The organism is Cyclobacterium sp. SYSU L10401 (genome assembly GCF_010993705.1).
In the GTDB taxonomy this organism is placed as follows: domain Bacteria; phylum Bacteroidota; class Bacteroidia; order Cytophagales; family Cyclobacteriaceae; genus Cyclobacterium.
Map to the genome: position 1 here is coordinate 39,529 of NZ_WOFO01000010.1, position 14,692 is coordinate 54,220.

Annotated in this window: 16 protein-coding genes; 9 read left to right on the forward strand and 7 right to left on the reverse strand. The window is 44.5% G+C overall.

Annotated features, from left to right (window positions below; genetic code table 11):
* Positions 1-101 precede the first annotated feature (101 nt).
* The 7 genes from GL182_RS19540 (at position 102) to nagA (ending at position 7,231) form a co-directional block, all read left to right on the forward strand.
* On the forward strand, positions 102-1,484 hold the full coding sequence (locus tag GL182_RS19540; protein WP_163381479.1) for a glycoside hydrolase family 88 protein: 1,383 nt from the start codon (positions 102-104) through the stop codon (positions 1,482-1,484).
* A complete protein-coding gene (locus GL182_RS19545) occupies positions 1,481-2,311 on the forward strand; it encodes a sugar phosphate isomerase/epimerase family protein (RefSeq protein ID WP_163381480.1) in 831 nt (276 codons plus the stop codon). The genes GL182_RS19540 and GL182_RS19545 overlap by 4 nt, the downstream gene beginning before the upstream one ends.
* Positions 2,312-2,327: 16 nt before the next feature.
* Positions 2,328-3,470: a Gfo/Idh/MocA family protein gene (locus GL182_RS19550; protein ID WP_163381481.1), complete on the forward strand. Its 1,143-nt coding sequence runs from the start codon at positions 2,328-2,330 to the stop codon at positions 3,468-3,470.
* 12 nt (positions 3,471-3,482) lie between these two features.
* Positions 3,483-4,253: a 3-ketoacyl-ACP reductase gene (locus GL182_RS19555; RefSeq protein WP_163381609.1), complete on the forward strand. Its 771-nt coding sequence runs from the start codon at positions 3,483-3,485 to the stop codon at positions 4,251-4,253.
* A 116-nt stretch (positions 4,254-4,369) separates the two neighbouring features.
* On the forward strand, positions 4,370-4,597 hold the full coding sequence (locus GL182_RS19560) for a hypothetical protein (protein ID WP_163381482.1): 228 nt from the start codon (positions 4,370-4,372) through the stop codon (positions 4,595-4,597).
* Positions 4,594-6,021, forward strand: a complete 1,428-nt coding sequence (locus GL182_RS19565) for a sodium:solute symporter (RefSeq protein ID WP_163381483.1) — start codon at positions 4,594-4,596, stop codon at positions 6,019-6,021. Before GL182_RS19560 ends, GL182_RS19565 begins: the two co-directional genes overlap by 4 nt.
* A 16-nt stretch (positions 6,022-6,037) precedes the next feature.
* On the forward strand, positions 6,038-7,231 hold the full coding sequence (gene nagA, locus GL182_RS19570) for an N-acetylglucosamine-6-phosphate deacetylase (protein WP_163381484.1): 1,194 nt from the start codon (positions 6,038-6,040) through the stop codon (positions 7,229-7,231).
* A 3-nt stretch (positions 7,232-7,234) separates the two neighbouring features.
* Here nagA and GL182_RS19575 read toward each other — a convergent pair whose 3' ends face one another.
* Positions 7,235-8,239 (reverse strand): Gfo/Idh/MocA family protein, encoded by a 1,005-nt coding sequence (locus tag GL182_RS19575; RefSeq protein ID WP_163381485.1) that lies wholly within the window; start codon positions 8,237-8,239, stop codon positions 7,235-7,237.
* Positions 8,240-8,650: 411 nt separating this feature from the next.
* Between GL182_RS19575 and GL182_RS19580 the strand changes: the two genes are divergently transcribed.
* The gene (locus GL182_RS19580; protein ID WP_163381486.1) at positions 8,651-10,054 is read left to right on the forward strand and encodes a Gfo/Idh/MocA family oxidoreductase; all 1,404 of its coding nucleotides are present in this window, start codon (positions 8,651-8,653) and stop codon (positions 10,052-10,054) included.
* A gap of 90 nt (positions 10,055-10,144) precedes the next feature.
* Positions 10,145-10,531, forward strand: a complete 387-nt coding sequence (locus tag GL182_RS19585; RefSeq protein WP_163381487.1) for a VOC family protein — start codon at positions 10,145-10,147, stop codon at positions 10,529-10,531.
* Between the two features lie 14 nt (positions 10,532-10,545).
* On the opposite strand, the gene GL182_RS19590 is transcribed toward GL182_RS19585, so the two are convergent.
* Genes GL182_RS19590 through GL182_RS19615 form a run of 6 tightly spaced genes read right to left on the reverse strand, consistent with a single transcriptional unit; the run spans position 10,546 to position 14,566 of the window.
* On the reverse strand, positions 10,546-11,424 hold the full coding sequence (locus GL182_RS19590; protein WP_163381488.1) for a DUF5777 family beta-barrel protein: 879 nt from the start codon (positions 11,422-11,424) through the stop codon (positions 10,546-10,548).
* Positions 11,421-11,963, reverse strand: a complete 543-nt coding sequence (locus GL182_RS19595) for a YceI family protein (RefSeq protein WP_240469897.1) — start codon at positions 11,961-11,963, stop codon at positions 11,421-11,423. The genes GL182_RS19590 and GL182_RS19595 overlap by 4 nt, the downstream gene beginning before the upstream one ends.
* Positions 11,964-11,969: 6 nt before the next feature.
* Positions 11,970-12,296, reverse strand: a complete 327-nt coding sequence (locus GL182_RS19600; RefSeq protein WP_163381489.1) for a 2-polyprenyl-6-methoxyphenol hydroxylase — start codon at positions 12,294-12,296, stop codon at positions 11,970-11,972.
* Between the two features lie 31 nt (positions 12,297-12,327).
* Positions 12,328-12,834, reverse strand: coding sequence for a CHRD domain-containing protein (locus GL182_RS19605; protein ID WP_163381490.1), 507 nt, complete (start codon positions 12,832-12,834; stop codon positions 12,328-12,330).
* A gap of 12 nt (positions 12,835-12,846) precedes the next feature.
* Positions 12,847-14,031, reverse strand: coding sequence for a PorT family protein (locus tag GL182_RS19610; protein ID WP_163381491.1), 1,185 nt, complete (start codon positions 14,029-14,031; stop codon positions 12,847-12,849).
* A complete protein-coding gene (locus tag GL182_RS19615; protein ID WP_163381492.1) occupies positions 14,003-14,566 on the reverse strand; it encodes an RNA polymerase sigma factor in 564 nt (187 codons plus the stop codon). Before GL182_RS19615 ends, GL182_RS19610 begins: the two co-directional genes overlap by 29 nt.
* Positions 14,567-14,692: the final 126 nt, after the last annotated feature.

The window sequence follows — 14,692 nt, forward strand, 5'->3', positions numbered from 1 at the left end:
CGAATTAAAAGTGCATGACTCGGGAATGGTTTTTCAGATTTTAATTCTGAAAACCTATGCTGTGATCGTATAATCAAAACAATTTTAAACCCTTTAAAAAAATGATAGCAATAGATTCTGAAATTCAAGCCAAAGACCTGAAAAAGGGACTGGATCGATTTTGGCAACTCTCAGCCGAAAAGATCACTTCCATAGAAAAAGAGTATCCGCAAAACCAGGGCTCACCGGTTTTTACCGTAAACGGAAAATATACCACCAGGGGATGGACGGAATGGACCCAGGGATTTCAATTTGGGTCTTCTATATTGCAATTTGATGCCACTGGGGAAAAGGGCTTTCTGGAGAAGGGCAAAATGAAAACATTGCAATTCATGGCCCCCCACATCAGCCATACCGGGGTACATGACCACGGTTTTAATAATGTGAGTACCTATGGCAATTTATTACGGCTGATGGTGGAGGAAAAAATTCCCTATGTGGAATGGGAGAAAAACTTTTATGAACTGGCGTTGAAAATTTCAGGTGCTGTTCAGGCCAGTAGGTGGACAGCCATCAAAGATGGAGGGTTCATGTATTCCTTCAATGGCCCCCATTCCTTATTTGTAGATACCATCAGGACCGTTCGGATTTTGATGCTAAGCTATAGCCTGGGGCACGTGCTACAGGAAGAGAATGACAAAAAGGTTAATCTTTTGGTCAGAGGCTTGCAGCATGCCAAGGCTACGGCAGATTATTCCGTCTATTACGGAGAAGGCAGAGACAGTTTCGATACCTGGGGAAGAACAGCCCATGAAAGTATTTTCAATACGAATGACGGCAATTACCGCTGCCCGAATACCCAACAGGGTTATACCGGTTTTTCTACCTGGACAAGGGGGCTGGCCTGGGCCATGTGTGGCTTTGCGGAGGAATTGGAATTTCTGGATAATCTGTCAGACGATGCCTTGAAGGCTTATGGCTCTCCCGTAGAGATTGAGGCATTTATGTTAAAAGCGGCTATTGCAAGCTGTGATTTTTATATCGCACATACCCCTACGGATGGCGTACCCTACTGGGATACCGGGGCTCCGGCCTTACATAAATTAGGTGATTACCTGTCCCGGCCTGCAGATCCTTTTAATGAGCATGAGCCGGTGGATAGTTCCGCTGCGGCCATAGGTGCCCAGGGCTTGTTGAGATTGGGGCATTACCTGCAAAGGAAGGGTCAAACCAAGAAGGGTAATGAATACTGGCAGGCAGGATTAACCGTTTTAAAGACTTTATTGGAGGAACCCTACCTGAGTACTGATAAAACTCATCAGGGAATACTGCTCCATTCCATCTATCACCAGCCCAATGGCTGGGATAATGTGCCCAAGGGGCAAAAAATTGCCTGTAACGAATCCAGTATGTGGGGAGACTACCACGCCCGTGAGCTGGCGCTTTATGTTCAGCGCATTATCGATAAAGATCCTTATTACACTTTCTTTAATTGTTTATCATGAGTGCACAACCCATAAAAGACCTGAGTAAACTTTGTATACATACCATTACCACCAAGCCATGGAGTCTGGAAGAGGCCGCCGAACAATATGAAATGGCTGGGGTAAAGGGTGTTTCAGTCTGGCGACAGTACCTGGGAGGCCGGGACATTGCTGCCTCAGGAGAACGACTGAGAAGCCATGGCCTGGAAATCGTATCCCTGGTCAGGGGAGGTTTCTTTCCCTCCGTTTCTGCCAAAAACAGGGAACAGGCTATTCAGGATAACCTCAAGGCAGTGGATGAAGCCGCTGCCCTCGGTGCTCCCATGATCGTACTGGTTTGTGGGGCGGACCCGGGTCAGTCCATGGAAACTTCCAGAGGGCAAATCAGGGACGGCATTGAAAAGGTACTGCCACATGCCCAGGCAAACGGAGTGAAATTGGCCATTGAGCCATTGCATCCCATGTATGCCGACACACGTTCTGCCGTCAATACCCTGAGGCAGGCCAATGAGATGGCCGAAAGCATTGACTCAGACCACGTAGGTATTGCGGCGGATGTCTATCACCTTTGGTGGGATCCAGACCTCAGGACAGAATTGTTGAGGTGTGGACAGAATGGAAATCTTTTCGCCTTCCATATCTGCGATTGGTTAAGCCCTACGGTAGATTTTCTGAATGACCGCGGTTTGATGGGGGAGGGATGCATCGACATTCCTACCATAAGAGGCTGGGCCGAGGAGGCCGGTTTTTCCGGATTCAATGAAGTGGAGATTTTCTCCGACCGGCACTGGGCAGGGGATCAAAAGGAATTTTTGGATAAAATTGTAGCCAGTTATTACCATTGCTAGTAAAACCAATAAACGTATGGAACATAAAATAGGAATAATCATGAATGGTGTCACCGGAAGAATGGGCACCAATCAGCACCTGATGAGGAGCATTGTGGAAATCATCAAACAAGGGGGCGTACAACTTTCTAATGGCGATACCATCATGCCGGATCCGGTTTTGGTAGGTAGGAATAAGGGCAAATTGAAAGCCCTGAGTGAGAGATCTGGTGTGTCAAAATATACTACTGACCTGAATGAGGTCATGAATGACGATCAATACAGCATTTATTTTGATGCCCAAACTACCGGTAGGAGGGCAGATGCCGTCAAGCAAGCTGTCAAAGCCGGAAAGCATGTATATTGTGAAAAACCCGTCGCTGTAGACACTGCCACAGCCCTGGAATTACATGAAATTTGTCAAAAAGCAGGCGTGAAAAATGGGGTGGTACAGGATAAATTGTGGCTTCCCGGTTTGAGGAAATTAAAGCGCTTGATCGAAAATGGCTTTTTCGGAGATATTCTTTCTGTAAGGGGAGAATTTGGATATTGGGTATTTGAAGGGCATACCGTCCCGGCCCAAAGACCTTCCTGGAACTACAGGAAAGAGGATGATGGCGGCATAATCGTTGACATGCTTTGCCATTGGAGGTATGTATTGGACAATATTTTTGGCAAGGTAAAGGCAGTTTCCTGTACAGGAGCGACGCACATCAAAGAACGCGTTGACGAGCAGGGTAAGCCTTATAAATGTACTGCTGATGATGCAGCCTATGCCACCTTTGAATTGGAAGGAGATATCATTGCCCATTTTAACTCCTCCTGGACAGTGAGGGTGCGCAGGGATGACCTACTTACCGTACAGGTAGATGGCACCAAAGGTTCAGCAGTGGCAGGATTGAGGGAATGCTACATACAGCATTACGGAAATACACCCAAACCCGTTTGGAATCCGGACATTGTTCAACCCATCGATTTTTATGATGGATGGGCCAAAGTGCCCGAGCAGGAGCCCATGGATAATGCCTTTAAGGTGCAGTGGGAGTTGTTTTTGAAACATGTTGTTGCGGATGAACCTTTTCCCTGGGACATGAAAGCCGGAGCTAAAGGGGTGCAGTTAGCAGAAAAAGGCCTGGAGAGCTGGGAGAAAAGAGCCTGGGTAGATATTCCGGAGCTATAATAATATTTGATGATGAAAAATGTAGCTTTAGTGACCGGTGGATCCAGGGGGATAGGCCTCGGGATTGCCAAATGTTTGGCCAAATCAGGATTTGACCTGGCCATCAACGGCATGCGAAAGGAAGCGGATACGGCTGAAAGCCTGGAAGAGTTGAGGGCTTTGGGAGCTGATGTGCTGTATTGCAGGGGAGATGTGGGAAGTGCAGCTGACAGGCAGGGGATCATGGACCGCGTGAAATCCCATTTCAATCGCCTTCATGTACTGGTAAATAACGCCGGAGTAGCACCCAAAGAGAGAAAAGACATTCTTGAAGCATCTGAGGAGAGCTTCGATTATGTTTTGAAAACCAACTTGAATTCGGCCTATTTTCTGTCTCAATTAGCGGCCAATTGGATGATTGAGCAAAAAGAGGGAGCGGAAGATTTTAAAGGATCCATAATCAATGTATCTTCCATTTCAGCCACTGTTGCCTCGGTCAACCGTGGGGAATATTGCGTAGCAAAGGCAGGAATGAGCATGGCTACCCAGCTTTTTGCAGTAAGACTGGGTGAATACAATATTCCTGTATTTGAAGTAAGGCCTGGCATCATAGCCACCGATATGACATCAGGAGTAAAGGATAAATACGACAAGCTGATCGGATCTGGGCTCTGTGTTCAGGAAAGATGGGGCTTGCCTGAGGATGTTGGCCTCGCCGTAGCAGCCCTGGCCAAAGGTGATTTTCCTTATTCCACCGGGCAGGTAATCATGGTGGATGGCGGATTGACTATCCCGAGGCTTTAGTTATTTCGAATGGCCGGTGTATCTTACCGGCCATTTGAGTTTCAATTTTGATCTTTGTTATTATTCAAACAACAATTGTATATATTGTCAATTCAATTTGTTTAAACCCAATACTAATGGAAAAAAAGAGACTATACTGGAGGATTTGCTGCATCGCAGCCATTATCCTGAGCATCATTACGTTCACCCCTTTGGTTATTCCTCAGGGCGTTTCCACGCCTGAACTAGGAGGTGTTCCCTACAGCCTTTGGACAAGTTTTATTATTACCGTGCTTTTGGTCGTCCTCACCTATATAGGTACAAGGGTGCATCCTGGCATGCAAAATGAGGAGGAGGACTTATGATTTTCTGGGTATGGGTATTTGGCCTCATCTATGCAGGCCTCTTGGTTTTTGCTTCCCTGAAGTCCTATAAGAAAAACAGGTCTTCGGAAGAGTTCATGATGGCCGGATCAAATATAGGCCTCACGCTGGGTGTATTGACTTTTGCAGCAGCACTTTTCAGCACCTTCACCTTTCTGGGTATGCCGGATTTCTTTCGGATAAACGGCGTAGCTGCCTGGATTTTTCTGGCCGTTTCGGATGGCGCCATGGTGTTTTTGTTACTGTGGTTTGGTTACCATATCCGGATGAAGGTAAAAGGAATGGAATTCCGGGGAGTGGCTGGATTGATTTCCAGGTGCTATGAAAACAGATTGGCCGGATATGTCTTTTTCCTGAGTTCATTTTTGTTTTTGATTCCTTACGTGGGCATCCAAATACAGGGAATTGCCATTTTTATGGATGCCGCTTTTCCCGGATCTTTCCCTGCCTGGGGCTGGTCGGCAGGGATTGTTTTAATCATGTTGATTTACAGCGAAATCGGTGGATTAAAGGCCATCATTTTTAGTGATGCCATTCAGGGTTTACTCCTATTGGCCGTTATCTGGATCATCGGTTGGGCATGTTTAAGTCATTTTGGTGGGATTGGACCCATGTTTGATAAAATTGGAGCGGTACAGGAAGATTTGCTTTCAAGTCCGGGTCCACAGGGTCTTTTAACCCCTCAGTTTTTGCTTGCTTCTTTGATCGCCATATTGATGATTCCTGTGACCCAACCACAGTTTACCACCCGGATTGTGGTGATGAAGAGCATGAAAACCATGCAATTGATGGCAGTTTCTTTGGGAGCTTTTGCCATTTTGGTTATTTTACCTACCATTTTTATCGGGATGTATGGAGCAGATCTTTACAGTGAGTATGGAAGGGATGAGTTTTTTGCCAATGCATTTCTCTACGACCAGCCAGATGCCGTGGCTGCACTCGCCATTATTGGCCTGATTGCCGCCGGTCTTTCGACTACCAATGCCCAGATATTTGCCCTGGGTTCTGAGCTGAGAGGGCTGCTCAGGGGAAATGAAAACAGCATCATGACCAAAACCAAGATTGGTATTTTTGTTTTTTCGGTGATTGCTTTTTTCTTTTCCATTATTGTCATAGACCAATTGGTTTTGTTGGCCAGGGTAAGTTTCGCAGGGACAGGCATCATGGGTCCCATGATTATCTTGGGGATCTTGAGTAACCGGAAAATTTCTCCGGCGATCATTTACCTTTCATTGACTGGCCTGATCATTTTCCTGCTTTCCTTGGGCGGCTGGATTCCAGATATGTATTTTGGCGTAAGGCTGGATTTGATCCTCTTTATTGCATTGGGACTAGCGGCTGTAATCAGCCATTTAACCGGTATTAAGCGCCAATTGATCCGACCAAAAACAGAAACAGAAAACTAAAAGAATCAATAAAAAAATGAAGAGGGGGCTGACCCAGATTATCAATGGAAATGTCATTACTCCGCATGAAATTCTTTTCAATGCAGCTGTCCTGATTAAGGACGGCAGTATTGAAAAAATATGCAGGGACAATAAAGCCATTGAACAGGCAAATATTATAGATGCCCGGGGCCAATACGTGTCCCCGGGCTTTATTGATATCCATGTGCATGGCGGGGCGGGCCATGATTTTATGGACGGAGACCAACATGGATTCCTGGAAATTGCCCGGCTACATGCCAGCCATGGAACCACGGCTATGGTGCCCACTTCCCTAACCAGCGAAAAAGACCAACTGATTGATTTGTTGAAGGTTTATGAATCCGCTCATCAGGAAAACTCCGATGGGGCAACATTTTTGGGTTTACACCTGGAAGGCCCCTATTTTGCCATGAACCAACGTGGGGCTCAGGATCCCAGGTATATCCGGGACCCGGATCCGAAAGAATATGAGGAAATACTGGAACATGCCCATCTAATCGCCAGATGGAGTGCTGCACCAGAAAGAAAAGGAGCATTGGCATTTGGAAGAAGACTGAGAGAAAAAGGAGTTTTGGCTGCTTTGGCCCATACGGATGCTGTTTATGAAGAAGTTTTGGTGGCCGTAGAGGCAGGCTATACTTTGTCCACCCACTTGTATTCAGGCATGTCAGGGGTAAGCCGGAAAAATGCATTTCGCTATGCAGGGGTGATTGAAAGCAGTTTGCTTCTGGATGAACTTGACGTAGAAATCATTGCTGATGGGGTACACCTGCCCGCTCCTTTGCTCAAGTTGATTTACAAGGTGAAAGGACCGGAAAAGATAGCCCTGATTACAGACGCCATGAGGGGAGCCGGAATGCCGGAAGGTGAAAGTATTCTTGGTCACAAAGACAATGGTTTGCGGGTAATCATTGAAGACGATGTGGCCAAACTTCCCGATAGAAGTTCCTTTGCCGGAAGCGTAGCTACCGCTGATCGCCTGGTGCGAAGTATGGTGAAAATGGCAGATGTGCCGCTTTTGGAGGCAGTAAAAATGATGAGCCGTACGCCTGCCAGGATTATGGACATACAAAATAAAAAAGGCGCCATTCTCCAGGGAATGGACGCCGATCTGGTACTTTTTGATAAGGATATTCAGGTAAGCCTGACCATGGTTCAGGGTAAAATAGTCCATGATACAGCTGGTTGATCATCAATCAATGTTTACCCACCTTTCATTTCTGTCGGATTCAAAAATGGCCTGAAGGATCCTTGCATTGGCTTTGGCATTTTCAAGCGAGACGGGCACTTCTTTATCCTCCAGAATGGCTCTGGAAAAATCAATGGCTTGCTCGGTGTATTGGTTGCTCAATGGAAGGATTATTTTTTCAGGGTCTGGCTGAAGAAAATTACCATCATGGATCAGTATTTCGTTTTTCTGGTCAGCAGGAGCATTGAAGGGAATCCGAATTTCCATCACTTTTTCTTCCCCATAAAAAAGCATGCGCTGGTAAGGTGTTAATTGGGTGCTCACTGTAAAAGTCATCTGGATCTCATGAAAATCAATCAAGACCGATCCCAATTTATCTGTACGAAAACGGGGGTCATATTCCAGCATGGAGACCAGTCTTCCGGGTTCTTTTTCCAGCACAAAGCGGGAGGTAAAAACAGGATAGCAGCCGATATCCCAAATTCCACCACCCCCCATTTCGGGAACATTACGGATATTGTCTTCATTGACATTGTAGTAGCTGAAGAAACCATGAATGGCTTTTACCTTGCCCAGGTAATTTTTTCGGACCAATTCCCTGGCCTTGATCCATTGGGGGTTGGATGCCACCATAAAAGCTTCTCCAACCTTTACGCCCTTTTCGTCTCGCGCTTTGATCAGACCATCTATTTCTTCTGCATTCAGGGCAAGAGGCTTTTCGCAAAGGACGTGTTTGCCGGCATTGATGGCCTGCAGGGTGTAGGGAACATGCAGGTCATTGGGTAGGGGGTTATAAATCACATCGATTTCAGGATCGTCAATCAAATCCTCATAAGATCCATAAGCTTTAGGAATTCCCAGTTCTTGGGCAGCAGCAGTGGCTTTTTCCAAATCCCTGGATGCCAGTCCGTACACTTCGTGTAAATCACTATTTTTCATGGCAGGAATTACTTTTTCCCTGGCGATTTTCGCTACCCCCAATACGCCCCATTTAAGTCTTTTTTTCATGTTTTTACAAATTTTGTTGGAAAGTGATGGTAGCCATCGATGGATGGCTGGAATTTATTGTTGAAAGCAATTTAAGATTATTGTTGACCAAAGCCAATCCGGACTTTTATTACTATGTATATTGATTATAAATTAAGGAAACATGCTGTTTCAGCAAAATCAATTGTACCAGTCTAAAAATTTATATTCAAAAATTTACCCCATGAATAAAGAAATAAAATTTTGAAATATATTTAAACTCAAAATTAATCACTTAAAACTTGTATTGTCATGGTTCTTCAGGCTTAGCCAGGGCAGTTAAAACTATTTGCCAATCCCTGGAAATTTGATTATTATGCAATCGATTGCGCAGGCCAGGATATCTGCAGCGCAACCAAATAATGAAATCAATCATTAACCAACATTATAACCATGGAAAATAAATTTTCGAGAAGGTCTTTTCTACACTCTGTAAGCCTGCTGGCGGCAGGGGCTACTCTGAGTACACCCCTTACTGGTTTTGGGATGAAAAGAAAATTAAGGGTAACCCTTGTAGGCACAGGGGTCAGAGGTACCTCCTTTTGGGGAAGAAGGTTGGTGGAGCAATACTCCGATATACTGGAATTTGTCGGGATCAGTGATATCAACCCGGGAAGATTGGACTATGCGCTGGAATACATGAAGGTAGATTGTCCCACATTTATCGATTTCGATGAAATGCTGAAGGAAACAAAGCCGGATTTGGTGATTGTGACTACCATGGACTCCACCCATCATGAGTTCATTATCAAAGGCCTGGAGGCAGGATGTGATGTGCTGACAGAAAAACCCCTGACTACCGATGAAGACAAGTGCCAGCAAATCCTGGAAGCAGAGAAGAAATCAAATAAAAATTTAATTGTAGGCTTTAATTATCGTTGGAGCCCCTATATCACCAAGATCAAGGAGTTGCTCCAGAACAAGGAGATTGGGGAAATTACCTCGGTGGATTTCCATTGGTACCTCAACATTCACCACGGTGCTTCCTATTTCCGCAGATGGCATGGCGTGACTGAAAACGGGGGATCGCTTTGGGTGCATAAGGCTACCCATCATTTTGATTTGTTAAACTGGTGGTTGGATTCTGATCCGGAGGAGGTATTTGCTTACGGAGCGCTAGAGCACTATGGCAGCAATGGCCCTTTTCGTGGAAAAAATTGCCGCTCCTGTGAACATAAAAATGACTGCAAGTATTATTGGGACATTACCAAAAGCCAGCGGGACATGAAGCTTTATGCGGAAAATGAACACCATGATGGCTATTTCAGAGATGGCTGCGTATACCGACATGAAATTGATATTTATGATAAAATGTCGGCAAATATTAAATATACCAATAAAGCAGTGGTCAATTATTCACTGACCACCTACAGCCCATACGAAGGTTGGAAAATTGCTTTCAACGGGCAAAATGGAAGGATCGACGCCTGGTTGGATATTCCGTTCATGAGTAACGAAACCATGGATCAGGAAGCCCTGCATGCGGCAGAAATGAACCAGAATAATACCGGTGAGGAAATGAACAGGGAACCGCTGGTTTTGCATAAAAACTGGGAAAAACCGCAAATCATTCAGGTAGTAAGTGAGCGTGGAGGCCATGGTGGTGGTGATAAAAGATTGCACGATAAGATATTTAAAACTCCGGATGCGGCAGATCCTTACAAGCATGCTGCCGGGTTGAGAGATGGCATCATGTCTGTCCTGATTGGCGTAGCTGCAAGAAATAGCATCAATTCCAATGGGCCGGTAAAAATAGCAGACCTCACCAGTATTCAACCCAGTCCTACCCGGGGTTAAATTGGCTTTTTATTTTCCCCTCCATTCAGGTAAACATTGCCCATGGAGGGGTTTTTTTAAATTCTTTCAAAATTTACTACCTTACTTCCTATGAAAATTGAACATATAGCGCTTAACGTAAACCATCCACAGGCCGTTTCTGATTGGTATGAAAAAAACCTGGGATTGACCGTGGTTAAGAAAATGGATAAAGCTCCCTTCATGACTTTTTTGGCTGATGACAGTGGGAAAGTCATGATCGAACTTTATCAAAATTCCAAAGCTGCGGTATTGGACTATTCCAAGCTTGATCCTTTGATGCTGCACCTGGCCTTTGTTTCGGAAAATCCGGAGGAAGAAAAAAGGCGACTGGAAGCAGCAGGAGCCACTTTGGTAAGTGATGATACGCTCGAAGATGGAACCAGGCTGTTAATGCTCCGGGATCCCTGGGGCCTGGCCATTCAATTCTGCAAAAGGGCCAAACCCATGCTAAAGTAAGTTTATTTATGGCTTTACCGGCTGGGTTTCAATTGAAAATTTCGGGTGATATTGAACCCGAAATGGATGTCTCCACTAAAAAAGTCACCAGTAGTGGAGGGGATAAAGCCGGTTTCGGTCATTTGCTGGGCATTGGTAAGGTGTAATTGAAAAACATGGCCTCCGGTTTCAATGTCTACCCCAATAGCGAGGGGATGGGTATTTTGATTTTCCTGCTCGCTGAACCGATGATAATATTCTACATTCAGGTGGATGCTTTTACTAATTTGGTAACTCATTCCTACCCCCATTGCCAGCAAAGCGTTAGGGTCTGTCCTTTCCCGAACCAGGTTGCGGTGAATATAGCTGGGCATCAGTTGAACAGAAGCCTTTTGATTCAGTTTGCTGGCTACTAATAATTGATGTGCATATTGCAACCTTCTATTCAGGTTCATGGGAATCTCCGGCCGGCGGATAGTGTTGATGGAGGCATTGGAAAGCCAAACCAGGGTTACTGGCAGTTTGATTTTACCCTGTCTTTGTTGATAAAGGCTGATTTTGACAAAACCATCATACATTTTGTTGAAAGAATTTCTTCCTATCCCCAGGGTAAGCCAATCCTCCCATGCATAATCCAATCCCAACCTCATATTGGCCTGGTCCATGCCAAAGAATTGATAGGCACCGGAATTCATCCTTCCAAAGCGGTGGGAAATTAAAAATTCCAAATTCCCCTTTTCCCTGGTTTCAACCGTATGGCCGTTGATCAACCTGATGGCTTTAAAGGTGAAAGTGGGAGTATTCCATTCGGTTTCATCTTCTTCCCTGAGCTGGTCCAATAAATTGTCCTGGGCTGAAGTGCTGAGAAAGAGAAAATAAAAGATCAGGAAAATTACCAGTATTTTGTTTTTCATCGGTCTGTTTTTTCAAATACAAATTTCACCCTTACCTCTACCTCTTCCGCAATGTTATAAAACAGCACCTTTGGTATCTGAATGTCATAATCTTCGAGTTTTACGGGAAAAACGGCGGCCATGATGATTTGGTCGCTTTTGAAATTGACATTACCCGGAACCCGGACCTTATTGGTTTGGCCGTGAATGGTTAAATTGCCTTCCGCAAAAGCCTCCTGGGATCCGGATCTCTCCCGATCATAGCCGCTTAGTTTTCCTTCAAAGGTGGCTTCCGGATAGGTGTGAGATTCCATGAATTTGTCATTAAAATGTTCCTGCATCAGGGATTTCGGGAATTGGAAGGCTTTAATGGGTACCAGAAAGGCCAGGCTGCCAGTCTGTTCATTAAATAAACCGGTCGGGGCATTGTTTACAGCCTGAATATCCTCCACTGGGGCACTGCTAAAGAATTCAATTTCCCCAGACACCGTTTTGTGACCCTGGGCTTGAAGGGACTGGGATAACAGGAAAATAATGATGGTTATAAAGCAATTTTTCATAATGGGTTAATTATCCAATGCACCGTTTTCTACCCAACAGTAGATGGATTCTAATTCAGCGGCAGTCAATTGTTTGCCTGATTCCGGGGCTGGCATAAAACCACTTTGGGTAAAATTCCTTATCTGATTCGCAAACTGAATAATATTTTCGGGTTCAGAGAGGTTTACCCTCTCTGAACCCGATACATGGCATCCCGAAATGGCACAATTCTGGTTAATAATGGGTATGATATCACCTGAAAGTGAGGCGGGCTGCTCGCCACATCGCTCTTCCTCAGGCAATAAATCAGCTTCATTTTCATTGGTACAAGAGAATAATGTGCAAGCAAGCAATAATAGCCATAAGCAGGGTGAATAAAAGTTTTTAATAGCCATCATCATTGTTGTTATCAGGATTGGAGTCATTGGGCATATTTGCCGTGGCATTGTTACCAATATTTCCCTGTGCAATTAAGGTGGACATGGCAGTGGAACTTAAATGCACGTTGGCATGCCCGTCAAAATTCAGCAGTTCTTCATAGTTGATGGCGGTGCCATCACCGGTTTGGGTAACAGTAGTTTCACTGACTCCAGTGGCACCATCTACATTGTTCAATCCAATGGCGATACCACCACCTTCACTGGCAACATTGTGGTGGATATGGGCTGGGTGAGAATTTCCGGCTTCAGTACCCTCCAGTTCAATCCGGATTAAAGTGCTCGTTTCACTTTCTTTGGTGAAAGTAATGGTACCCTGTATCATGGGGTCCGACACCGAATTCAATACATACTCTTTTTGGATAACCCGGGGGCCATCATCATCTTTTTCACAGGCTATTGTGAAAAAAGCGAGCAGGATAAACATGTTAAGCGTTAGTTTGATCGTTTTCATGATTTCAGATGTTTAAAATTTTAATTTTTGATTTGAGGGATAATATTTGATACCAAAGAAGATTCCTGTACTTTTCAAATCCAGGTTTCCTTCCCCGATACCCACGAGGGGCAAGCGATAATAAGGTTCCACCTGGACAGCCAGTTTTCTACTCAGCCTTCTTTCATAGCCAAAGCCGATGTTCCAAATACCAAATACATGTTGGTTATTCCCGGTTATTTCCAATTCCTCTGAATAAGGATTACCTCCATAATTTTCATAGGTCAAAGTATAGTTTTCCTTCATCATGAAATAGGAAGACAGACCTGTACTTATAAACCATTTGTCATTTGCACCCATTATGGGGTAATACCTGAAATTAACCGGCACTTCAAGTATCCAACAGTCACCTCTTAAGGATTGATGGGCTGCATATCCATCCCAGTAGCCGGGGCCCTGTTGGTAGGTCTTTTTTGAATGCAAGGCACCTGTGGAAAAGCTCCACCTTCCACTGAAGAAATATTCCAGGCTTACACCAATGCTTCGGCCAAAGGGTGGAAAATTATTATACCTGACTGCACTGATATCTGGAGACACCTGAAAGGCAAGGGCAATGGTATTTTTTAGATTATCTGGTGAAACCGCTTTTATTGGGATGAATGCAGTTGTTTGGATTTTGAGTTTTGGGGATTTGAGCCCAATCCGGTTAAATTTCTCAAAAACCTTGTTTTTTGCATTCGGGTCCAAAATTAAATCAGGAAGCGCCAGCCTTTCATTGGTCAGGTTTAGCTCTGAAATAGCAGGATAAGATGGAGCATTACCGGAAACAGCGGTGTTATCCCCAGATACTTTTTGTTCCCTGCCCGGGGACAGGGCTGCTGAGGTAAAGCTTAAATCTTTAATTTTTATTTCTATATTTTTATAAGGATCTATTTGGGTTAAAAGGGAAGACTGGGAGATTGAGGTGGTTTCATGGCTTGCCGGAATTTGCCTGTAAGCAGCCTCCATCCAAACAGTGAAAGTAAGACTGGCAAGCAGCAGTAATCCTAAAAGGATCCATTTGTGACCATTCAGGGGTTGGGACACCTTATTCTGGTCCAGAATCTTTTCCATTTTATTCCAGTCTTCCGGAATTAAGGGGATTTCAGGGGAGGAGGATAATTTTTTTAAGAAATCATCCAGCTCTTTATCAGTCATGTTTGATACTTGCTTCTTCATGATTTCTAATGGTTAACATGTCCCTTAGCTTCTGTCTGGCCCTGTGCAGGTTTGACTTTGAGGTTCCTACTGAAATACCCATCAAGGATGAAATCTCCTGATGATCGTAACCTTCAATGACATAAAGGTTAAATACTGCCCTGTACCTGATAGGCAAGGCCTGAATCAATTGAATCATCTCCATGTATTTAAGGTCATCCGAGACATTTTTTCCTGGATCAGGGATTTCCGGAATGTGTTCCAAGCCAATATGGTTGGAGTGATGCCGGTTTTTTTTATAATAATTGATGGCACCATTGATCAATATCCTTCTAAACCATAAAGTGAATGGTTGTTGGGAATCATACCGATCTATGTGCTGAAAGACCTTCAGGTAGCCGTCATGGAGGATCTCCAGACTTTCATCTCTGTTGGCCGCATATCGGAGACAAATGCTCATACCATAACTGTAAAACTGCTTGTACAGCAACTCCTGACTTTTCCGGTCTCCACTGGAAATGCCATTAATGAGCTTATCTGTCAGGTATTTTTCCACAATTGCCGGGTTTGTATCCGCCTATACAATAAATAAAATGTATGGGTTGCGTAGGACTGATTAATTTACAAAATAATTACCTCTATTTTTGAGAAATTACCCGAACAAGGTTTTGGGCTACCCTGG